Raw genomic sequence first — 21,907 nt, 5'->3', positions numbered from 1 at the left:
CCCCTTATACAAATACAAACTAAAACCCTGCATTTTTTCAATTTATGAAACTTATAAAACTACTGTTCCTCTTTGTTATCCTGTTTGCATCCACAAAGCTGCAGGCGCAAAATGCCAAGCATACTTTTGCTCTTGGCGATACCACATTTCTGCTTGATGGTAAACCGCTGCAGATCATTTCAGGCGAAATGCACTATACCCGCGTTCCGCGCGAGGCCTGGCGCCAGCGCATGAAAATGGCCAAAGCAATGGGTTTGAACACTATTGGCACTTATGTTTTCTGGAATGTTCACGAGCCACAAAAAGGACATTATGATTTTACAGGCAATCATGATATTGCTGAGTTTGTTAAAATAGCAAAGGAGGAAGGCCTTTGGGTGATACTACGCCCAAGCCCATACGTTTGCGCCGAATGGGAGTTTGGTGGCTATCCTTACTGGCTTGAAAAAGAGGAGGGTTTAGTGGTACGCAGCAAAGAACCCAAATACCTGGAAGCTTATAAAAAATATCTTACCCAGGTAGGTAAGCAATTGTCACCCCTGCTGGTGAACCACGGCGGCAATATTTTAATGGTACAGATAGAGAATGAATACGGCTCATACGGCAGCGATAAAGATTACCTGGCCCTTAACCGCAAAATGTTTATAGATGCCGGTTTTGATGGACAGCTTTACACCTGCGACCCTGAACCAGCTATAAAGGATGGTCATTTACCGGGCTTGCTGCCTGCTATAAACGGTGTTGATGATGTAACAAAAGTTAAAAAATTGATCGGCGAAAATTATAATGGCAAGGGCCCTTATTTTATTGCCGAATGGTACCCGGCCTGGTTCGACTGGTGGGGAACCGCGCATCATACTGTACCGGCGGCTAAATTTATCCCAAAGCTTGATTCTGTATTGGCAGCAGGTATTTCCATTAACATGTATATGTTTCATGGCGGCACAACGCGCGGTTTCATGAATGGTGCAAACTATAATGATCAAAATCCTTATGAACCGCAAATCAGTAGTTATGATTATGATGCCCCGCTTGACGAGGCAGGTAACGCTACAGATAAGTTCATGAAGTTTAGAGAGGTGATTAGTAAACACCTTCCGGCAGGTGTAACCCTGCCCGATGTTCCTGCTGCTAAGCCTGCTATGGGTTTGCCTGCAATTAAATTTACCAAATCAACCAGTTTGTTTAATGTGTTGCCGCTCGCAAAGGCCAACAATACTCCGCTTACCTTTGAAGACCTGAACCAGGCTTACGGTTTTGTATTGTATCGTACAACCATTAACGGCGGCAAATCTGGTCTGCTTAAATTGAAAGACCTGCGCGATTATGGCATGATCTTCGTAAACGGTAAACGTGTAGGAATACTCGACAGGCGCAAATACCAGGACAGCTTGATGATCAGCTTACCAAAAGGAAAGGTGACACTGGATATTTTGGTTGAAAACCTTGGCCGTATCAATTTTGGGCCTTATCTGCTTAAAAACAAAAAGGGTATTACCGAAAAGGTACTTTTTGCCGGTACTGAGCTGAAAAACTGGAAAATGTATTCACTGCCTTTTGATGATATCAATAAAGTGAAAACAAATCCGGCAATTAAAAAGGTTGCAGCTAACAACACACCGCAATTGAAAAAAGCAGTTTTCAAGGTTGATAAATTGGCCGATACCTATCTTGATATGAGTACATGGGGTAAGGGTATTGTTTGGCTCAACGGACACAACTTAGGCCGCTACTGGAATTGCGGTCCTCAGCAAACCTTGTATGTGCCGGTTGAATGGCTCAAAAAAGGTAATAATGAAATTACCGTACTTGAACTGATAAAACCATCAGAAAATACTTTAAATGCTATTGATCACCCTATTTTGGATGTTTTAGGGAAATAGGGTCAGGTTAGTCAATTAAAAAGAGGGCGCTGTTACTTTAAGAAAAAGTAGCAGCTCCCTTTTTTATTACATTATAAGTTTTGAGCTAATCAGCTTTAGCATGCTTTAACAGGTGTACACCAATAAGGTACGGCATTATGAAAGGAATGGCGGGTATAGCAAAAAGATAACCGGCGGTACCGAATGGCTCGGGCCAGTAGGATGGCAATACAACCAGCACCATGCCGATTAAGCCGAAGATGATATAATACCGGCACGAAACCGGGTTAAAAAGCCCGGTGACTTTAAGGGAAACAGCAAAAAATACTGTACCAAGGTACATCAGTAATACTTCGGCTATACTGATCACATAAAACAAGCTTTTTATCGGTCCATGCAAGTCCGGACGTTTTGAAACACTTAATTGTATAAACACCCGGAATGCATCGGTTAGGTAATATCCCCAAAAAGCCATGTTGATGATAAAGAGTGACAATGAAAGATTAATCGCTGCTGAAGCCATTACCGAATATAGATTTTCGCCTGCCGCCTGTAATTTTACTTTCAATAATGCAGAACCCAGCGCGAATAAAATACCGCCGGCAATGAGTATAGTATACCGGATCTGCTGCTCGGCAGCGGAATTAACCCAACCTTGCAAGGTTGCAGGAGGTGGCCCCATCCCCGCGAAAATGGAAAAGAATAGCCAGGGCGCAAATAGTAATAAAGCTGTGATTACCTGCTTCTTTATCTCCTGGTTATTGTTTCGGAGTTGATAACCACCTAAATGCCACGTTGCTGCTACCATTAAACAGGCGTTAACAACCCAGATTGGCAAATAAATTTTATAACTCACATGGCCTATCCCAAATCCTATAGCTACAACTGCTAAAGGTATAAGGCATAAGTAAACCAGGCTCAGTTTTTGTTTAAAAGCAAGCCACTTCATGATAAGTAAAAAGGTATATAAATTAACATCAGAAATAAATTATTTGGTAAAAATGATGGTTGGGCCGGCTAAAACTTTTTATAGTAATCAAGCGGGGGGCCTACACGTTCAAAGCCATGTTGCTTTCTGAATGCATCAAGCTCGGCTTCGGATTTACCTTTCATCAAACCATCGCTCAGTGCCTGGAAACAAGCTTCCATTTTACCGGCCGGCTGAAACGTGGTAATCATTTTGGCAGGCGTATCATCGCCTATTTTCGTAAAAGCATGCGGAACGCCCCTTGGGCCAAATACGCTGTCGCCCGGTTTGGCATGGAATAGCTGGTCGCCTACTTTAATTTGAAATTCGCCTTCCAAAATATACCACCATTCGTCCTGCTCATAATGTACATGCAGGTTAGGCCCGCCTTTTTTTACCCGGGTTGATTCATAAACATACATATCACCATCAGTATCCCTGGTTGAAACTTTGGTATAGAAAGTATCACCATCAAATAAGTGCATTGGATTTTCAGCGCGATCAGCTCCTGCATCGGTTTTATAGCCTTTCTTTTCCCTGGTTTTGAAGAGGTTATTGGCAACTCCATCAAATGGAATGGCTAAAAATGTGGCAGCGCCCATCAAAGCGCGTAAAAATGTATTCCGTTTCATATCGGGTTGTTTTGATTATGAATGTTTTTTCAGAAGGTTTACAAAGAAAGATCAACGGGAGTGTAGATACTTTTGAGTTTGTTACAAATACTTTCTGGTTCGTTACATTTTAAACCTGTGTGTCCGGCAGTAGGTTGTACTTGCTATGCTAGGCAGTTCGCCGGCGTGGAAAAACCCAACAAGGGAGTGAGTGATTGAAATGGCAGTGGCATCGAAAAAAAATAAAGCGGGTACATGGAAAACCAGCCCCGCTTTAACTAAAAACATTTTTAACAGTGATTAAGCTGCTGCGTTTTTCTTTTCAGTAACTTCTTTACGGATATCCGTAGCTAATACTTTTAACTGTTGCATAGCGTTACGCAACCTTGTACCGGCAGCTTTGTTGCCTTTTTCATAAAAGCTCGCCGCATCAGCTTCAGCTGCTGCGATTACTTCTTTCACTTTTTCGAAATTTATCATTTTTTTATTTTTTAAGGCCGCAAATGTAGGGAATATAAGTTTATAGGTAAAATTGGCTTTTTCATACTTAAAGTATTCCGTTGCGGTGTAATTAAAATAGTAAAGCCTTTCGCATAAACGGAAAGGCTTTACTGTTATTATGGATAGCAGGAGGTTATTTAACCGCCCATTCGTGGATCCCGGAAGAATTATCAACCGGTAACTGAATTTCCATCCGTAAGGCTGTAGTAACAACCGGCTCAAAAGTAACTACGTTAAAGCTATCTTTACTTATGGCGTAGGGTGTAGTATTTTTAACAGGAACCCACTGCCCGTCTTTTTTATACAGGATCTTGTACGATACCGGGATACGGCAGCCACCCCATGGGCCGTCATCGTACCAGTAAACTTTCGATTCGTTTACGGTATGTTCGGCATCAAAATCATATTGCACAAACTCATTGGTGTTTTTGGCAGGCCACCAGTGCAGGTATGGGTAGTTGGTATCTTTGGAATTGGCGGGTTCATACTGGTCTTTTATGGCAGCAAACATCCTTACGTTTTTTAACGACGCGCTTACTTTGCTGGTGCTGGCAATGGTAGGTGCCGGTTTTGGCCGCACTGCCGAAGTTTCATAAGGGATCCAAACGGTCATTTCGCTGGGACCGCGATTGGCCCAGGCATAGTAGGGGATAGCCTTCACCATTTGGTCGGTTTGTAAAATGCTGTCGGTTTTTAGTTGGCGTTTGGCGCTTTTTCCTTCTGCACTGATTACATCAACACCGTTAAGCAGGTCGGCATGATAGTTGGCATCGGCAATGGCATTTTTATCAATTAATATGTTTTGTACCAGGCTGTCTTTATTATCAGGGCCTTCAAGGCAATAAACAATGGGGCCACGCTCAAAGGCAAACCTGCCCCTATCATCCTTAACCTGTGGGTTAGCTAATACCTTTTCGGTTTCCATCGGTAATAAAAGCGACACTTTATCGCCTTTTTTCCAGGTGCGTTTGAGCACGGCATAGCCTTTTTCAGTTTCAAATGATTTTGCTTGCCCGTTGATCATCAATGTAAGCGGGAAAGACTTCTTATCCATGAAGGTGTAGAGGTCGCCGGGTACAGGCTGTTGTTTTGCCCAGCCCGGGATGCGTACCCTTAAAGTAAATTCGCCGGCTTTATCGGGGTTAACGGTAATGTCAACCCTGCCTTTCCATGGATAATCTGTTTGTTGTACAATGTTTACATTACCCGAAGTAAGTTTGATGTTACTTGAGTTGCTCATGAACAGGTTAACGTACAGGTCGTTTTTGTTTTTGGCATAGACGTAACCCGGTAATGAAGGTAAAAATCGGGTCATGTTGCTGATACAGCAGGCACAACTGATCCATGCGCTGCGCTGGTGCTGAAACATGGAAGCCAGCGGGTTTGGGTAGAAAAATCTGTTACCACTCAACGAGACGCCCGATAACAGGCCATTATAAAGCGTACGTTCAAGCACATCAATATATTTTGAATCGCCATGCAGCAGGAACATCCTGTTGTTCCAGTAAACGTTGCCAATGGCCGCGCAGGTTTCTGCATAGGCCGACATATTAGGCAATTGATATGCCTCGCCAAAAGCTTCACCTGCCCCGGTTGCACCGATGCCGCCGGTGATGTATAATTTTTTGGTTACTACATCGCTCCAGATATCATCGATGGCTGCAAGATATTGGGTGTTGCCTGTGAGGGCGGCAATATCGGCCATGCCGGTGTACATATAAGCGGCGCGTACAGCGTGGCCTTCGGCCTCGTGCTGGTCAACCACTTTTTTATCAGCCTGGTTGTAGGCATCACCTTTAGGGCCGCGCACATCTAAAAAGAATTTGGCCAGGTCAAGGTATTGTTTGTTGCCGGTAACCCGGTACATTTTTGATAAGCCGATCTCCACAATCTGGTGGCCAGGATATTCCTCAATTTTGCCCGGCCCAAAAGTTTTAACCAGCAGGTCGGCATTTTTTATGGCAATGTTGAGCAGTGTGCGCTTACCGGTTGCCTGGTAATGTGCTACAGCGGCTTCATAAAGGTGGCCTGCGTTATATAGCTCATGACTTAGATCTTCTTCCTTTTCCCATCGTTTGGAACCTATCCACTCATGAGGCTTTTTAGCGTTAACAGTCCTGAAAGTGTATAGATAGCCATCCGGCTCCTGGGCCGCGCCAATAATGGAGATGAGGCTATCAATGGATTTATCAAGCTGCGGGTTCCTTTTATTCTGCATGGAATAAGATGCACCTTCAATGGCCTTATATACGTCTGTATCATCAAACGGAAACTCACTTAGTTTATCGCCATCCAGTTTTTTTGCCGCACGTAAAAAGTTATCCATACGCCCGTTTGCCTTACATTGCGCCAGTACATACGGAATGGTAACTGTGGCATTTACTTCCATTTTTGGCTGCCAGAAGTTGTCGTTCACGTGTACGCTGGTAAAGGCAACAGGTTGAATAGGGTAATCTTTTTGTTGTGCCAATACCGGACTTGTAAGTGCAGCCCATGAAAGGGCAAGCACACCGACAGCTTTTTGTTTATTGATCATGATATTCAAGTTCTTTTACTTTTAAAATTAGTTTTTAACCATACGGCTGCCGTAAACCGGGCCTGCGCTGTTTTCTTTTTGCGGCAGCAGTTTTACGGTTACTTTTTGTTTGCCTTTTGTTAGCTCAATAGGTAAGGTGTAGCTGATATCATAAAAGCGGCTTTCTTTGTACTGGTTCAAATCTTCAGAAGCCAATTTAACGCCATCAATCAGGATGTCAAATTTTCTGCCGCGGTTATCCATACCCCAATAGCTGTTAATCAGCGTGTTTTGTGCATTGGCATCAACCTTCATTTCGTATTGCAGGTATCCTCCGTTCTCTGTCGACCGCCATTTCTTTTGGTGATCTTCGCCTGTAGTGGCGTTTTCACTGCTGAAATTATGATCGCGCTCGGGCTGCATTTCGCCTACACGCAAAATATCCATGGTGCGGGCTTCCAGTTCCTGTTGTTTTTTCCTTTGTTCATCATACGCTTTTTGCTGCACAACCCAGGCCTGTGGTGTAAATACGTCCCAGTAAACAGAATAGTATTGATTTTGGGTTTGATTAAAAGGGATCAAAGTAACTTCTTCGGGTTTTGAGATATTCACCGTGCGGAAACTTAGCTGTTTTTTATCAACCATTTGCAGCCATTGGTTAGGGTCAGTTTCGCTGGTCACAAAAACCGGAACACCTTTCAACGGATCGGGCTCTGTATTGCCTAAAACACCAGCCAATAATACCGGGCCGTAAAATACCGCGCGCCTGTTGGCATTGTCGGGCATGGCTTCGGTATAAAGTTTTTCGGGTGTTGTAAATTCAATTTTATCGTTGTTGCTCCATTTGCGGTTTAGCACAATATATCCCTGATCATCAGTGGCAGCATTTTGAGTTTTCCCGTTAATGCTGATGGTTGGGTTGGCAGTCCATTTTGGTTTACGGATGCGGATAGCCATGGTAAGCGGCTTTTTGGTGTTCACCGTAAATGTGATATGATCATCATTAGGGAAACTGCTTTGCTGCTTCACCGACAAACCTTTTGATGCCCAGTTAAGTACTGAGGGGATGAACAGGTTTACATATAAGCTGCCGTCGGTACCTTTAAAATAAATACTTTCGTTGTATTTAACATGGTTTTCCATGCCTGAACCAACGCAGCAGGTAAAATCATCAAATGGCGTACTATAATGCTTGGTGCCGCCCATACGCAACGGTACAAAGTAGCACATCATCCCATCAGTGTGGTTTTGCGATGCAAGGATATGGTTATACAGCGCTTTCTCGTAGTAATCCATCAGCATGGCCGAAGGCTCAACCGCAAACAAATGCCGGGTTAATTTCAGCATATTGTAGGTATTGCAGGTTTCGGTAGTGTTTTCTGTTAGCTTATCGTTCAGTTTGTCTGCATCGCTCAGATATTCATAATTGCTGTTGCCTCCTGTAGCGTAGGAGTGATGGTTAACAATGGTTTCCCAAAAGAAATCGGCAATAGCTTTGTCCTTTTTATCGCCGGTAAGCTCGTACCTGCGTGCACTGGCAATGATTTTGGGGATTTGGGTGTTTGAATGCTTGCCCGGCAATATATCCTGCTTTTGAGATAGGGGATCGAGGATCTTTTTATCATAGAATTTATATGATAGCTCCAGGTATTTTTTATCTCCATTAATAGCATAAAGGTTAGTTAATGTTTCTGCCATACCTCCATATTCACACAGCAGCATTTTTTGCAGTTTCTCGTCATCAAGGTTTTTGATGGTTTCGCCTGTCCAGTTAGCCATACCTTTGCATACTTTTAAGGCTTCGGCATTGTTGCAATATAAATAGGCATCAAGTAAACCGGCCATAATTTTATGCACAGTATACCATGGCGACCAGCCACCGTTCAAATCGAAGCCACGGGAGCGGATCTCGCCTTTGGCAACCTCGGCCCAGATGGTGTCTTCTTTGGGGATTGCACCCACGTAACCTGTTTTACGGGCTACCTGGCATTCGTCAAGTTCTTTAACTATATAGTTTACGCGTTTCAAAAATTCAGGATCCCGGGTTGATGCGTAGTGCATGGAAATGGCCGACAGGTAATGTCCTAATGTATGCCCTGCTAAACCTGACGATTCCCAGCCTTCGTACATTTTACCTTTAGGTGTAAGCCCGGAATGCGAGCGGAAAGCCGAAAGTAACCTGTCGGGCTCTATAGATAGCAGATATTTAACATCAGCATCCATTGCCGTTTTAAAAGGGCTCTCCAATAATTGAACGTCCTTTAAATTAAAAGAATAGGCTTTAACCGGAACTACCGGTTTTATCTTTACCCGGGTATCGTTCAATTCGGGTACGTAGGATTGTGCCTGGATAGTTTGTGCCCCTGCTAAGCAGGCTACGAGGCATAAGTTCAATTTAAACCACTTTTTTATTAGCATGATATGTTTGTGTAACGGTAAGAATAACTTTCAACTAAATTAGTGTGCTTTGCACAATTATTTTGAATAATATTTTGCAGTTGATAGCAGGATTTTATCCGTTTTTTTAACGTGCAGGTTATTTACAGTAAGTTTATTAATGATATTGCGAATTAACTATCAATATATTAACGTTTTAACGGGTTTTTGCATAAATATAATATCAAATTAATGCTATTGTAACAGTAATGTTAAGATACGGGCAGTATTGGCAAATTTCATAAAAAAACAAGGGGCGGCACGCAGATAGTTTTACGTGTCTGAAATACAGCATGTAATACATAGTTTTTAACCCCAAAATTTAATTTATGAAGTTTAAACAATTACTAAAGAGGTTCATTTTGCCTTTACTGAGTGTGTTTGTGTTTTGTTACAGCACCTACGCGCAAACAGTATCATTAAAAGGAAAGGTAACCGACGAGAAGGGCGAGCCCATAGTTGGCGCTTCCGTTAAAATAAAAAATACAAGCGCAGGTTCTGTTACCAATGGCAGCGGTGTGTTTAGCCTCAACTATACCGGGCAGGGTACACTTATGGTAACCGCTATTGGTTTTACATCGCAAGAAGTTAAGTTAACCGGTCAGGTGCAAATTAACGTGGCGCTGGCCGAGGATAACAAAGTGCTGAACGAGGTTGTTGTTACCGCTTTAGGTATAAAACGCGACAAAAGGATCTTAACTTACAGCTCACAGGAGGTAAAAGCCGAATCGATTGCGCAATCAAAAGAGCCCAACCTGGTAAATGCTCTTGCGGGTAAGGTATCAGGTGTGCAGGTAACAAGCTCATCAGGTACGCCTGGCAGCTCGGCGAGGATCGTGATCAGGGGGGCAACGTCATTTTATGGTGAAAATGGGCCCCTAATGGTTATTGACGGGGTTCCTGTTGATAACGCTGAAACAGGTAACCTCAATTCCGGGCCGGGCACGAACAGGATAGCTGATATTGATCCATCTATTATTACCAGTATGAACGTATTGAAAGGTGCGGCAGCTACAGCCTTATATGGTTCAAAGGGTGCCAATGGTGTGGTTATCATTACCACAAAAACCGGCGCCTTAAATCAAAAGCCACTTATAACTTTTTCTTCTGATTTTTCTTTCGAAAACCCATTATTGCCACAAATTCAAAATAAGTATTCGCAAGGTACAAACGGCATTTACTATGATGGTGTAAATCAAAAAACAAGTACATCATGGGGGGCGCGTATGGATACCCTGAAAATTAACGGGCAACCCGCAAAAGTTTACAATCAGTCTGACCTGTTTTTTAAAACCGGCCACACTTATAATAATACCGTTAACATCGGCGGTGGCGGTAACAATTCTACCTACCTGGTTTCATACTCTAATTTTAACCAGCAGGGTACAGTGCCAACAACTAAATTTTTGCGCAATACTTTCTTCGCTAAATACAGTGCGCAAGTGCTCAAAAACCTGACTACTACATTTCAGCTAAATTACTCCAATTCACAAAATGACAGGTTGCCGGAAGGTTATGCGCTCGAAAGTCCTGTTTGGACAATTTTTACAGCACCGGTATCATACAATCTGCAGCCTTATTTAAATGCCGATGGCACCCAGAGGCTGTATCGTTTCTCGCGTAATAATCCATATTGGGTTTTAGATAACATCAAAAATCACTCTGGTGTTAACAGGTTTTTACCAACCTTTACTGCCGATTATAAACCCTTTTCATGGCTAACCATCACCGAAAGGTTTGGTGCCGATGTTTATGCTGAAATGGACAGGTACCATGAATCAACCCAATCGGTGTCAAATCCCAATGGCCGACTGGTTGATCAGAACCTTACTTACCGCCAGTACAATAATGATTTATTGATTAGTGCCAATAAGCAATTTGGTGATTTTAATGTAGATGTTGTATTGGGTAATAACCTGATCTCCACCTATAATGAAAATACTTACGCCAATGGTGTTGGTTTGACTGTACCTGGTTTGTATAATATGTCTTCCGCATCAACAGTTAATTATAGTGAAGGCTCATCATTGCAGCGAAAAGTTGGTTTCTACCTGCAATCAAATATCGAATATAAACGCTTCCTGCTATTGTCATTAACCGGGCGGTACGATGGTAACTCTGTACTTTCAATAGACCACAGCTTTTATCCATATGGTTCTGCTGCCGGTAGCTTCATATTCTCGGAGTTTTTTAGCCCCGAATTTTCAAAGGTCATGAATCTGGGCAAGGTAAGGGTTTCATATGGTACCGTTGGTAACGATGGCAGCATTGGTGCCTATAGCTTGTTAACCCCATATAACAAAGCAACTATCCGGAACCTCGCTTTCCCTTATAACCAGCAGGCTGGTTTCTTAATCAGCGATGTACTGGGCAATCCTAATCTTAAAAACGAGCGTATCAACGAGTTTGAAGCAGGGTTTGAGGCGGGTTTCTTTAATAACAGGATCAGTCTTGAGGCTTCATTCTACAATAAAAAAACAAATGGTGGTATCATACCTACTGTGGCGCTTCCGCCCTCAACGGGGTATTCTGCAACAAGTGTAAACTCTGCAGTAATGCGTAACAAGGGTATCGAAGTATTGTTAAATGTAAACCCAATAAAAAGCCGTGACTTTAACTGGGACTTTACTTTAAATTTTACACGTAACAGGAATAAGGTATTATCTATTTATAAAGACCTGTCATTGATTAACATTGGCTTTACCAATGTCGTTATTGGGCAGCCTTACGGCGTGATATATGGTACCCGTTATGCTCGTAACGCCGCTGGTAAGTTATTGATTGATGATTCGGGGCTTCCATATGCCGATGATAACCAGGGTATAGTGGGTAACATTAACCCTAACTGGCTTGGCGGTATCAACAACAACTTCAGGTACAAACAATTTAACTTCAGTTTCTTCTTTGATATCAAACGCGGCGGCGACATCCAAAACAATGTTGACGGCTACGGCTATTTCTATGGTACGCCAAAAGTTACCGAAAACCGCGGTTTAAGAGTGGTTGATGGTGTAAATGCAACTACCGGACAACCAAACACAGTAGCAGTTAACGGTCAGGCGTATTATCAGCGCGCAAACGGAGTGCTGGAGTCTGTTATTCAGGACGGCAGCTATGTTAAACTGCGTAATGTGAGTTTAGGTTACACTTTAAAACCATCATGGTTAAGTAAAAGCCCTTTCAAATCGGCAACATTTAGTGTAACGGGCCGCAACCTTTGGATCCATGCACCGCACTTTACCGGCGGCGACCCGGAAGTTAGCTCATTTGGTTCATCAAATGGTTCACAGGGGATCTATTCATTCTCAACCCCAACCTCAAAATCAGTTGATTTTAGCTTGAAAGTTACCCTATAATTTAAATCATTAATAAGAAATTGTCATGAAAAATAAATATATCACGTTAATAACATGCGCGTTGGTAAGCTTTACGGGCTGTAAAAAATACATTGATGTAAACCACGATCCCAACAGGCCTATAGATGTTAAAGAGTCCCTAATTCTTGCGCCGGTTGAAGCTGCTATATCACAAAATATTACCGCTGCGGGTGGTGGTAACCTTGCTGTAGTACTGCAACAATACCTGCAGGTAATTGCCCTGAACCAGGTGCCGCCAAATTTTGGCACTTATCTCATGTATCATCAGGATATGGACGGTGACTGGTATAATTTTTACACGCAAGTGATGAATAACCTTGTACTGTTAAACAAAAAAGCGGAAGCCGATGGTAATGCGAATTACGCCGCTATATCAAAGATCTTGCTGGCTTATACACTTGGCTCGGCTACTGATGTTTGGGGCGATGTTCCCTTTTCAAAAGGTTTTCAGGGTATCGCCAACGTTACACCAACTTATGACAGCCAGGAATCTGTTTATGCGCAGATCCAAACCCTGCTCGATAATGCTATTGCCGATATCACCAAAAGCAGCGCTACCGTGCCAACTGGCGATGATTTTTACTACGCCGGTGATATGAGCAAATGGAAAAAGGCGGCTTATACATTAAAGGCGCGTTATTATATGCACCTCACTAAAGCACCCGGCCATACGGCAGCAGCGCAGGCACAGTTGGCACTCACTACCCTTCAAAATGGCATGGCAAGTAACGATGATGATATGAAAATGCCTTTCGCTGGCGGGGCCGGAGCCGAAAACCCATGGCAGCAAAACTTTTTACCGGGCTCAACGCTGGTATTGGCCTCAACATTTGTTGATGGTTTTGCAAGCAGAAAAGATCCCAGGGTATCAAAAATGGTAGCGCCTGCAATTGAAACAGGGTTATATACCGGAAGAGTGATCGGCTCGGACGATATTGGCAGTTTGGAGGCCTACTCATTAGGTGGCTCTTTTTATGCAAGTACAAGTTCAAATAACTATATTGTTACTTATTCGGAGGCATTATTTTTAAAAGCTGAAGCTACGTTTATAATATCCGGTGCTGCTGCTGCACAGCCGGTTTACACGCTGGCTGTTAAATCGCATATGTCAAAATTGGGTATCGCTGATGCCGTTGCGGATAATTATTTAAATTCAAGGGGAGCGCTTACCAGTGCCAACGCCATGAAGCTTATCATTGAGGAAAAGGTTGTTGCTAACTTCCTGTCGATGGAGAACTATACTGATTGGAGGCGTACAGGCTTCCCGGCGTTAACCAAGGTGAAAAACGCCTTGTCGGATATTCCACGCAGGGTGTTGTATCCTCAGTCAGAAATGACTTCAAACCCGCAGCCGCAGCAAAACGCCAAGCTTACCGACAGGGTTTGGTGGGATGCGCAATAGGCGTTATTTAGCAGGCAATACGCGCGATTTTGACATTATTGGTTAAAATACGGTTATTGTCTGCTAAATTGTTAAATAAACTTATTTAATACTATTTTTAGTTTTGTGAAAAATAATATACAATGATAACTTTTGATTGGAAAGGTGTACTCCCTGCAGTAACTACAAAATTTACAGATAATGACGAACTTGATTTTGATGCTTTTGATATAAACCTGAACGCCCAGCTTGAGGCCGGCGTTGACGGATTTATATTAGGCGGCTCATTAGGCGAAGCAAGCGTTTTAAGCGATGACGAAAAATTCGCGCTGCTTACACATACTGTTGAGTTTGTAAAAGGAAAAGTACCTGTTATACTGAACATTGCCGAGCAAACTACCAAAGCGGCTGTTGCTTACGCCCAAAAAGCATTTGATAAAGGTGCTGATGGCCTGATGCTGTTGCCGCCGATGCGTTATAATAGTGAAGCCCGCGAAACGGTCGCTTACCTTACTACTATTGCAAAAAGTACCGAATTGCCAATCATGATCTATAACAATCCTGTTGATTACAAAGTTGAGGTTACTTTAGATATGTTTGAAGAGCTTGCTGCTTACGAAAATATCCAGGCGGTAAAAGAATCAACCCGTGATATATCAAACGTTACCCGCATGATCAACCGTTTTGGCGAAAGGTTCAAGATTTTTACCGGCGTTGATCCTCTGGCTATGGAAAGCCTTGTGATGGGTGCTGATGGTTGGGTTGCCGGTTTGGTTGATGCCTTCCCTAAAGAAACTGTTGCTATTTACCGTTTGGTTAAAGCAAAACGTTACGACGAGGCTTTGGCTATTTACCGTTGGTTTTTACCGGTACTTGAGCTGGATATCCACCCTAAGTTGGTGCAATATATTAAACTGGCCGAGGTTGCAACCGGTATTGGTACCGAAAATGTACGCGCACCACGTTTACCATTAATTGGTGCAGAGCGCGAAAAAGTTCAGAAAATTATCAACGATGCACTTGCCGCAAGGCCTGAGTTGCCTGTAGGTAGCTGGGGGAAATTAACCGAAGTAGCGTTATAATAACATATGGCAAGTAAAACTTTCTTTTGTGTTGACGCCCATACCTGCGGCAATCCGGTAAGGCTGGTTGCAGGCGGTGGCCCTGAGCTTAAAGGCGATAACATGAGCCAGAAACGTCAGCACTTTTTAAAAGAGTATGATTGGATCAGGACGGGCCTGATGTTTGAACCCCGCGGTCATGATATGATGTCGGGCAGTATCCTGTATCCGCCTCATGATCCGGAAAACGATGTTGCTGTTTTGTTTATTGAAACCAGCGGTTGTTTACCAATGTGCGGGCACGGAACTATCGGCACAATCACCATAGCTATTGAGGAAGGGCTGATCCAGCCTAAAACTCAGGGTATTGTGCGCATGGAAGCTCCTGCCGGTCTTGTATTGATTGAGTATAAACAGGAGGGCAAAAAAGTAACCTCTGTAAAGTTAAGGAATGTTGCAGCCTACTTGGCTGCAACTGATTTAGAGGTTGAATGCCCTGACTTAGGTACACTTACTATCGACGTTTCGTATGGTGGTAACTATTACGCCATTGTTGATCCTCAGCCTAATTTTAAAGGTATCGAGCATTATACAGCCGGTCAGCTGATTGCCTGGAGCCAGGTGTTGCGCAAACGTATTAACGAAAAGTACCAATTTGTACATCCGCAGGATCCTACTATCAATACCTGTACGCACATCCTTTGGGCAGGTGCTACCTTATCTGAAGATGCAACTGCACGTAACGCGGTATTTTATGGTGATAAAGCTATCGACAGGTCGCCTTGCGGAACCGGTACTTCGGCCCGCATGGCGCAGTGGTTTGCTAAAGGTAAATTGAAGGTCGGTGAGTCTTTTGTTCACGAAAGTATCATCGGCAGTAAATTTATTGGCAAGGTTGAAGATGTAGTTAAGATCAATGATATTGATGCTATTATACCAAGTGTAGAAGGCTGGGCTAAAGTATATGGCTACAATACCATCAAGATAGATGATGATGATCCCTATGCTCACGGTTTTCAGGTGATATAACTGGAGTAGTAAACAAAAGGCTTTCAAAATCCCCTCTTGAGAGGGGGAGCGGAGGAAAGCGTGTTGGCAGGGGTGTGTTTATGCGATTGATTTATCGAAGCAGAAACACACTCCTCCACCCCTCTCGAGAGGGGAATCGCACAATCCTCCCTTTTATTGCTTAAGTTTATAGCCCTGATTTTTTAATTAAATAATTTTCTAAATAAAGCTTTCGGCTTTTCGCCTTAAGCTTTCAGCTTAAAATAAAAATGGCAAAGGTGCTGATAATAGGAGGTGGGATAGTAGGGCTTAGTTCGGCTTATTATTTACAAAAGGCCGGACACGAGGTTACTGTGCTGGATAAGGGCGATATGACCGACAGTTGCTCATATGGTAACGCTGGTATGATAGTGCCAAGCCATTTTATCCCGCTGGCAACGCCGGGCATGGTTTCGCAGGGGATTAAGTGGATGTTTAACAGCAAAAGCCCGTTCTACGTAAAGCCATCCTTAAACCCCGAACTTATTTCATGGGGATTGAAATTCTTAAAGAAAGCCAATGCAGCACACGTTGAAAAATCGGCTGTTCCTTTAACGGAACTTTCTCTGCTTAGCAAAAAGCTTTATGAGGACCTGAGCAAAGAGCCCGGTTTTGATTTTGACCTGGTTGAAAAAGGCATCCTGATGTTTTATAAAACCGAAAAGGCTGGTGAAGAAGAAGCGCATATGGCCGAAAAGGGCAGGGAATTAGGCTTGGATATGGCTGTACTTAGCGTTGAAGACTGTAAGAAGTTGCAACCAAAGCTCGAGCTTGATGTATTAGGTGCGGTGCATTACCGTTGCGATGCACACCTTTCGCCAAATAAACTGATGGCCGCTTTAATCAAACATTTAAAAGCTGTCGGTGTAAAATTGCTTACCAATAAAGAGGTTACCAAAATTGAAACCAAAGGCGGTAAGGTAAGCAGTGTATTATCAGGTAATGAGGAGTTCACTGCCGATGAATACATTATTGCAGGCGGCTCGTGGTCGCCGGCCATTGGCCGGTTGTTGGGTTTAAAGATATTACTGATGCCGGGCAAAGGTTATTCTTTCAATGTAAAGGATAGCAGCGAAACCATGCATATCCCTGCGTTGTTGGCCGAAGCAAGGGTTGCCATTACGCCAATGAACGGTGGTTTACGCTATGGTGGTACAATGGAGCTTGACAAGATCAACGACCGCATCAACATGAACCGTGTAAAAGGTATTGTAGAATCAGTGCCAAAATACTTCCCGGGTTTAAAACCTGCTGTCCCTGAACAAAAGGATATCTGGTTCGGTTTCCGGCCTTCATCTGCAGATGGATTACCATACATCGGCAGGAGCAAACAATATAACAACCTTACTGTGGCTACCGGGCATGGTATGATGGGCTTGAGCCTTGGCGCGGCAACGGGTTTACTGGCAAACGAAATCATATCTGGCAAACCAACCTCTATTGATATTAAAGAATTTGCCCCTGAAAGATCTTAATTTAAACAATTGATAACTCTTCTGGCATGCCGGAAAACGGAACCGTTCATTTACCCCTGATGAACGGTTTTTTGCGTTAATAAGAGTCTGTTTTATTACTTGTATCATAAAAAACAGATTAAAAAACGGGTTTTCTGCGTAAAATGCATGGTTAGTGTAAAATGTATAATAGTTGTATTCTGTACAATTAAAAATATTTTATTCGGTCAAATGGTGGCTGTTGTGGCTATAATTTCGATTTTAATTGTTTATATAACATTTAATTTACTTTCTATTTGTTGGATAAAAATGGGTTTTTCGGTCAATTTTGGCACCTGTATCAACCATAAATTATCAAATATTGCCCGTATTTTATCCTTTTAAGTTCATTTGTTAGTAAATTAAGTTAAGTAATTGTAAATTCAACAAGTGATAATCAAGTAGCAGATGAAAGTTTTACAATTTACTATCCCGGTTCCGCACGATAAAAGTGTGATAGCAGAAAAGGTTAGCTTGCCTTACCATTACCCCTACCTGCACCGTCATAAAGAAATTCAGCTCACCTGGATCCAGCAGGGTGAGGGGACTTTGATTGCAGGAAATAACATGCATGATTACTCTGCAGGCGATTTGTTTTTAATTGGTGCAAACCTGCCGCATGTGTTTAAAAGTAACCCCGAATACTTTGCGCCCAATGCCAACAAGCAAATAGAAGCGCTTACCATATTCTTTAACCCTGAAGGTGCGCTGGCACCGCTGTTTAATTTACCCGAGTTAAAGCCAAGCCTCATATTTATGCAGCAGCACCAGCAGGGCTTCAAATTGCCTCATTCTGTTGTTGACAAAGTATCGCAGATCATGATCGCCCTGCAAAAGGCATCCGGCCCTGATCAGCTGATCCAGTTTTTTCACCTGCTTAAGGGACTTACCAATATCAAAACCAAGCTCGATCCTTTATCAACCTATGGTAACTTGCCTGGCATAACCGAAAATGAAGGGATCAGGATTGGTAATATCTATAACTACATTATGCAGCACTATAGTGAGCCCATTACACTTGAGGATGTTGCTAAGGTGGCCTACATGACGCCGGAGTCGTTTTGCAGATATTTCAAAAAGCATACTGGTCATACTTTTATTTCATTCCTGAACGAGATCAGGATCAACGAGGCCTGCAAAAAATTGATCGCCCATAAATTTGAAAGTATCAACACGGTGGCCTATAAATGCGGCTTCAAAAGTATCACCAACTTTAACCGGGTGTTTAAATGTGTCATAGGCAACTCGCCGCGAGGCTATCTCGACTCATACAACAACAATCTTATCAGCCTTAACAGGGCTGCAAGCTAATTGCTACTTAATTTTCTTTACCTCAAACCAAATATATCGTGCTTATTAATACTAAAACAACCATAAAAGGTTTAGCCCTTTATGCCCTTACTTTTGGTGTCCTGACTGCAAATGCACAAACTGCTCCCGCCGGCAATTTGTATGAGCAAAGCAGCGAAGTAGCCGGTACCATAATCAGGTACGGGCAGGACATGAATGCCATCCACGATTTTTATTCGCCCTATAATGTTAATGACCGTGCTGAAGAACAGTACAAACAAGATGTCATTAATTCCCCCGAGCAGCGCAAAAGGCTTATTGAAGTTGATAATGACTACCTAAAACAACTGGAGCAAACCGACTTTAATGCCCTGAGTATTTACGGCAAGGTTGATTATATCCTGCTGAAAAAGCGCATCAACTTTGATCTGAAAGACCTGAAGAAAGAAGAAGACCTGTACAGCCAGGCAGCTAAATACATTTCATTTGCCGATGAAATCTATGCGCTTGAGCAAAAACGCCGCCGCGGAACATTTGTTGATGGCGAAAAGGTTGCAGGGGATCTGAATAAGATCTTGAAAGAACTCAAAGCGGATACCACGGCGTATCGTAAACTTCCATTTGTGGATATGCCGGTGGCTAAAGTAACCAAAGCTGCATTACTGGGTTTGAAAGGCCGTTTAAAGGACTTTTTTGGTTTCTATAATAAATACGATCCTTCGTTTACCTGGTGGGTACCTGAACCTCATAAAGCCGTTGACAATGCGTTGGAAAGGTACAGCGAGCTGGCCATAAGCAAAGGAAAGCTGAACACCAGTCAAAAAAGCGATAGCAGCGGAATCAAAGGCGTGCAAATCGGCAGGGAAGAGTTGATTAGCCAATTACAGGCCGAGATGATCCCTTACACGCCCGAAGAGCTTATCAAGCTTGCCAATAAGGAGTTTGCCTGGTGCGATAAGGAAATGCTGAAAGCATCGCAGGAAATGGGTTTTGGCAGCGATTGGAAAAAGGCCCTCGAAAAAGTAAAAAACAGTTATGTGCCGGTAGGCCATCAGCCCGAACTAATTGTTAAACTATATAATGATGCACTAAGCTTCATAAAAGAGCGCGATTTGATCACGATACCGCCATTGGCCGAGGAGACCTGGGGCATGGTGATGATGTCGCCGCAAAGGCAGTTGGTTAACCCGTTTTTTACCGGTGGCAAGGAGATCAGCATCTCGTACCCAACCAATACCATGCAGTATGAAGACAGGCTGATGAGCATGCGCGGTAACAATCCTTACTTTTCAAGAGGTACGGTGCAGCATGAATTGATTCCCGGTCATAACCTGCAATATTTTATGAACAGCCGTTACAAAGCTTATCGTCAAGACTTCGGTACCCCATTCGCGGTTGAAGGCTGGGCTTTATACTGGGAACTATTATTATATGATAAAGGCTTTGCTAAAAGCCCGGAAGAACGTGTAGGTATGCTGTTTTGGCGTATGCACCGTTGTGCGAGGATCATATTTTCACTTAACTATCATTTAGGTAACTGGACACCTCAGCAATGCATCGACTTTTTGGTTGACCGTGTTGGTCATGAACGCGCTAATGCCGAGGGCGAAGTTAGGCGCTCGTTTGAAGGCGGCTATAGTCCGCTTTATCAGGTAGCATACCTGTTAGGTGGTTTGCAGTTGACAGAATTGAGAAAAGAACTCGTTGACAGTGGAAAAATGACCTATAAGCAATTCCACGATGCTGCCATTAAAGAAAACCTGATCCCTGTTGAGATGCTTCGGGCAACATTAACCAATCAAGCATTAACTAAAGATTTTACAACAAGCTGGAAGTTCTACGACTTCGGAGGCAAATAGTTAATAAAACAGCATTAATGGCAAGCTTTAAGCGTTATGCTTTCAGCTTTTAGCTAAAAAAAATTATGGAGAACAGCACTTCTTTTAAGCCTTCGTTACGGTTGATGGATGCCACCATGCTGGTGGCGGGCAGTATGATTGGCTCCGGTATTTTTATTGTGAGCGCGGATATTACCCGCAATGTGGGCAGCGCAGGCTGGCTGCTATTTGTGTGGCTTATTACCGGTTTTATGACTCTTACTGCTGCCTTAAGTTATGGCGAACTGAGCGCCATGTTTCCAAGGGCGGGAGGCCAGTATGTTTACCTGAAGGAAGCTTACAGTCCTTTGGTGGGCTTTTTATACGGATGGAGCTTTTTTACGGTGATCCAAACAGCTACTATTGCGGCCGTGGGCGTGGCCTTCGCTAAGTTTACGGCCTACCTGATCCCTCAATTTAGTGAAAGTTTGGTTGCTATTGATATGGGTTTCGTGACCATATCACCTGCGCAACTGCTTTCAATTTTGGTGATCGTGTTTTTAACTTATATCAATACACGCGGAGTAAACAGCGGCAAAATTGTGCAAACTATTTTCACCATGGCCAAGCTGCTGAGCTTGCTGGGTTTAATTGTGTTTGGATTATTTTCCCTGAAAGCTTCGGTATGGAACGAGAACTGGAAAAATGCCTGGAGCATGCATAGCCTCAGCGCTAATGGTTCCATCGCTTCGTATACCACCATTGCTGCGCTGGGCGCAATAGCGTCGGCCATGGTTGGCTCCATATTCAGCAGCGATTCGTGGAATAATGTAACATTTATTGCCGGCGAGATCAAAAATCCGAAAAGAAATATCGGTTTAAGTCTGGCGCTGGGTACATTGATTGTGACAGTGATCTATATTTTAACCAATGTGATGTATACAGGCGTGCTTTCCTTGCATGACATTGCCAGTGCCGATAAGGACAGGGTGGGCGTAGTTGCTTCGCAGCACATTTTTGGCAGTTCGGGTACGGTGATCATTGCGCTGCTCATCATGGTCTCAACCTTTGGCTGTAATAACGGGCTTATCATGTCGGGTGCAAGGGTTTATTACTCTATGGCTAAGGACGGGCTTTTCTTCAAAAAAGTGGGGACGCTTAATAAAAACTCGGTACCGGGTTTTGGTTTGTGGTTGCAGGGCGTGTTCGCCTGTTTGTGGAGCCTGAGTGGTAAATATGGCGATTTGCTGGATATGATTTCCTTTGTGGTGGTGGTTTTTTATGTGCTTACCATCATCGGGATCTTTATCCTCCGAAAAAAAATGCCCAATGCCGAGCGGCCTTACAAAGCTTTCGGCTACCCGGTACTGCCGGTTATTTATATCATTATGGGCATTGCATTTTGCCTGTTACTCATCAAATATAAGCCTGCTTATACTTACCCTGGCTTAATCATTACTTTAACAGGCATCCCGGTATATTACCTGATAGGCGGCAGCAAGCAACGCAAGGCTGCTGAACTCCCGGTTGAAAGTTTATAGACCAGGGA

The 21,907-nt window shown here is 43.2% G+C and carries 14 protein-coding genes; 9 read left to right on the top strand and 5 right to left on the bottom strand.

Annotated elements, in window-relative coordinates:
- Nucleotides 1–44: 44 nt before the first annotated feature.
- Nucleotides 45–1,883 carry a glycoside hydrolase family 35 protein gene (locus tag DIU38_RS17785; RefSeq protein ID WP_112658014.1) on the top strand — a complete coding sequence of 613 codons (1,839 nt, stop codon included), beginning with the start codon at nt 45–47 and terminating at the stop codon, nt 1,881–1,883.
- An 85-nt stretch (nt 1,884–1,968) separates the two neighbouring features.
- Here the strand turns inward: DIU38_RS17785 and DIU38_RS17780 are convergent, their stop codons facing one another.
- The 5 genes from DIU38_RS17780 to DIU38_RS17760 form a co-directional block, all read right to left on the bottom strand.
- Complete coding sequence (locus tag DIU38_RS17780; RefSeq protein WP_112658016.1) at nt 1,969–2,811, bottom strand: hypothetical protein; 843 nt, start codon at nt 2,809–2,811, stop codon at nt 1,969–1,971.
- A 68-nt stretch (nt 2,812–2,879) separates the two neighbouring features.
- The gene (locus DIU38_RS17775; RefSeq protein ID WP_112658018.1) at nt 2,880–3,461 is read right to left on the bottom strand and encodes a cupin domain-containing protein; all 582 of its coding nucleotides are present in this window, start codon (nt 3,459–3,461) and stop codon (nt 2,880–2,882) included.
- 279 nt (nt 3,462–3,740) lie between these two features.
- On the bottom strand, nt 3,741–3,920 hold the full coding sequence (locus DIU38_RS17770; RefSeq protein WP_090532015.1) for a histone H1: 180 nt from the start codon (nt 3,918–3,920) through the stop codon (nt 3,741–3,743).
- A gap of 154 nt (nt 3,921–4,074) precedes the next feature.
- Nucleotides 4,075–6,477: a glycoside hydrolase family 127 protein gene (locus tag DIU38_RS17765; protein WP_167516222.1), complete on the bottom strand. Its 2,403-nt coding sequence runs from the start codon at nt 6,475–6,477 to the stop codon at nt 4,075–4,077.
- Between the two features lie 27 nt (nt 6,478–6,504).
- Nucleotides 6,505–8,874, bottom strand: coding sequence for a glycoside hydrolase family 127 protein (locus DIU38_RS17760; protein WP_167516221.1), 2,370 nt, complete (start codon nt 8,872–8,874; stop codon nt 6,505–6,507).
- Between the two features lie 347 nt (nt 8,875–9,221).
- On the opposite strand from DIU38_RS17760, the gene DIU38_RS17755 reads away from it, so the two are divergent.
- The 8 genes from DIU38_RS17755 to DIU38_RS17720 all read left to right on the top strand — a co-directional run bounded on the left by DIU38_RS17755 (nt 9,222) and on the right by DIU38_RS17720 (nt 21,899).
- Nucleotides 9,222–12,248 carry a SusC/RagA family TonB-linked outer membrane protein gene (locus DIU38_RS17755; RefSeq protein ID WP_112658020.1) on the top strand — a complete coding sequence of 1,009 codons (3,027 nt, stop codon included), beginning with the start codon at nt 9,222–9,224 and terminating at the stop codon, nt 12,246–12,248.
- Nucleotides 12,249–12,273: 25 nt separating this feature from the next.
- Complete coding sequence (locus DIU38_RS17750; protein ID WP_112658022.1) at nt 12,274–13,671, top strand: SusD/RagB family nutrient-binding outer membrane lipoprotein; 1,398 nt, start codon at nt 12,274–12,276, stop codon at nt 13,669–13,671.
- 122 nt (nt 13,672–13,793) lie between these two features.
- Entirely contained in the window at nt 13,794–14,732 is a 939-nt protein-coding gene (locus tag DIU38_RS17745; RefSeq protein WP_112658024.1) for a dihydrodipicolinate synthase family protein, read from the top strand.
- Between the two features lie 6 nt (nt 14,733–14,738).
- Entirely contained in the window at nt 14,739–15,740 is a 1,002-nt protein-coding gene (locus DIU38_RS17740; protein ID WP_112658026.1) for a 4-hydroxyproline epimerase, read from the top strand.
- Between the two features lie 248 nt (nt 15,741–15,988).
- On the top strand, nt 15,989–17,233 hold the full coding sequence (locus DIU38_RS17735; RefSeq protein WP_112658028.1) for an NAD(P)/FAD-dependent oxidoreductase: 1,245 nt from the start codon (nt 15,989–15,991) through the stop codon (nt 17,231–17,233).
- Between the two features lie 426 nt (nt 17,234–17,659).
- Nucleotides 17,660–18,562: an AraC family transcriptional regulator gene (locus tag DIU38_RS17730; protein ID WP_112658032.1), complete on the top strand. Its 903-nt coding sequence runs from the start codon at nt 17,660–17,662 to the stop codon at nt 18,560–18,562.
- Nucleotides 18,563–18,600: 38 nt separating this feature from the next.
- Nucleotides 18,601–20,400 (top strand): DUF885 family protein, encoded by a 1,800-nt coding sequence (locus DIU38_RS17725; RefSeq protein ID WP_243770724.1) that lies wholly within the window; start codon nt 18,601–18,603, stop codon nt 20,398–20,400.
- A 65-nt stretch (nt 20,401–20,465) separates the two neighbouring features.
- Nucleotides 20,466–21,899: an APC family permease gene (locus DIU38_RS17720; RefSeq protein WP_112658034.1), complete on the top strand. Its 1,434-nt coding sequence runs from the start codon at nt 20,466–20,468 to the stop codon at nt 21,897–21,899.
- The last annotated feature ends 8 nt before the right edge of the window (nt 21,900–21,907 follow it).

This window comes from Mucilaginibacter metallidurans (assembly GCF_003286435.2).
GTDB classification, from domain to species: Bacteria; Bacteroidota; Bacteroidia; order Sphingobacteriales; family Sphingobacteriaceae; genus Mucilaginibacter; species Mucilaginibacter gossypii.
Note: the sequence above shows the minus strand (reverse complement) of the source record. Positions and strands in the feature narration are given on the sequence as shown.

Excerpts from the sequence above, each read along its gene's own strand:
- DIU38_RS17785 (WP_112658014.1), top strand. The coding sequence starts at position 45 with ATGAAACTTATAAAACTACTGTTCCTCTTTGTTATCCTGTTTGCATCC.
- DIU38_RS17780 (WP_112658016.1), bottom strand. The coding sequence starts at position 2,811 with ATGAAGTGGCTTGCTTTTAAACAAAAACTGAGCCTGGTTTACTTATGC.
- DIU38_RS17775 (WP_112658018.1), bottom strand. The coding sequence starts at position 3,461 with ATGAAACGGAATACATTTTTACGCGCTTTGATGGGCGCTGCCACATTT.
- DIU38_RS17770 (WP_090532015.1), bottom strand. The coding sequence starts at position 3,920 with ATGATAAATTTCGAAAAAGTGAAAGAAGTAATCGCAGCAGCTGAAGCT.
- DIU38_RS17765 (WP_167516222.1), bottom strand. The coding sequence starts at position 6,477 with ATGATCAATAAACAAAAAGCTGTCGGTGTGCTTGCCCTTTCATGGGCT.
- DIU38_RS17760 (WP_167516221.1), bottom strand. The coding sequence starts at position 8,874 with ATGCTAATAAAAAAGTGGTTTAAATTGAACTTATGCCTCGTAGCCTGC.
- DIU38_RS17755 (WP_112658020.1), top strand. The coding sequence starts at position 9,222 with ATGAAGTTTAAACAATTACTAAAGAGGTTCATTTTGCCTTTACTGAGT.
- DIU38_RS17750 (WP_112658022.1), top strand. The coding sequence starts at position 12,274 with ATGAAAAATAAATATATCACGTTAATAACATGCGCGTTGGTAAGCTTT.
- DIU38_RS17745 (WP_112658024.1), top strand. The coding sequence starts at position 13,794 with ATGATAACTTTTGATTGGAAAGGTGTACTCCCTGCAGTAACTACAAAA.
- DIU38_RS17740 (WP_112658026.1), top strand. The coding sequence starts at position 14,739 with ATGGCAAGTAAAACTTTCTTTTGTGTTGACGCCCATACCTGCGGCAAT.
- DIU38_RS17735 (WP_112658028.1), top strand. The coding sequence starts at position 15,989 with ATGGCAAAGGTGCTGATAATAGGAGGTGGGATAGTAGGGCTTAGTTCG.
- DIU38_RS17730 (WP_112658032.1), top strand. The coding sequence starts at position 17,660 with ATGAAAGTTTTACAATTTACTATCCCGGTTCCGCACGATAAAAGTGTG.
- DIU38_RS17720 (WP_112658034.1), top strand. The coding sequence starts at position 20,466 with ATGGAGAACAGCACTTCTTTTAAGCCTTCGTTACGGTTGATGGATGCC.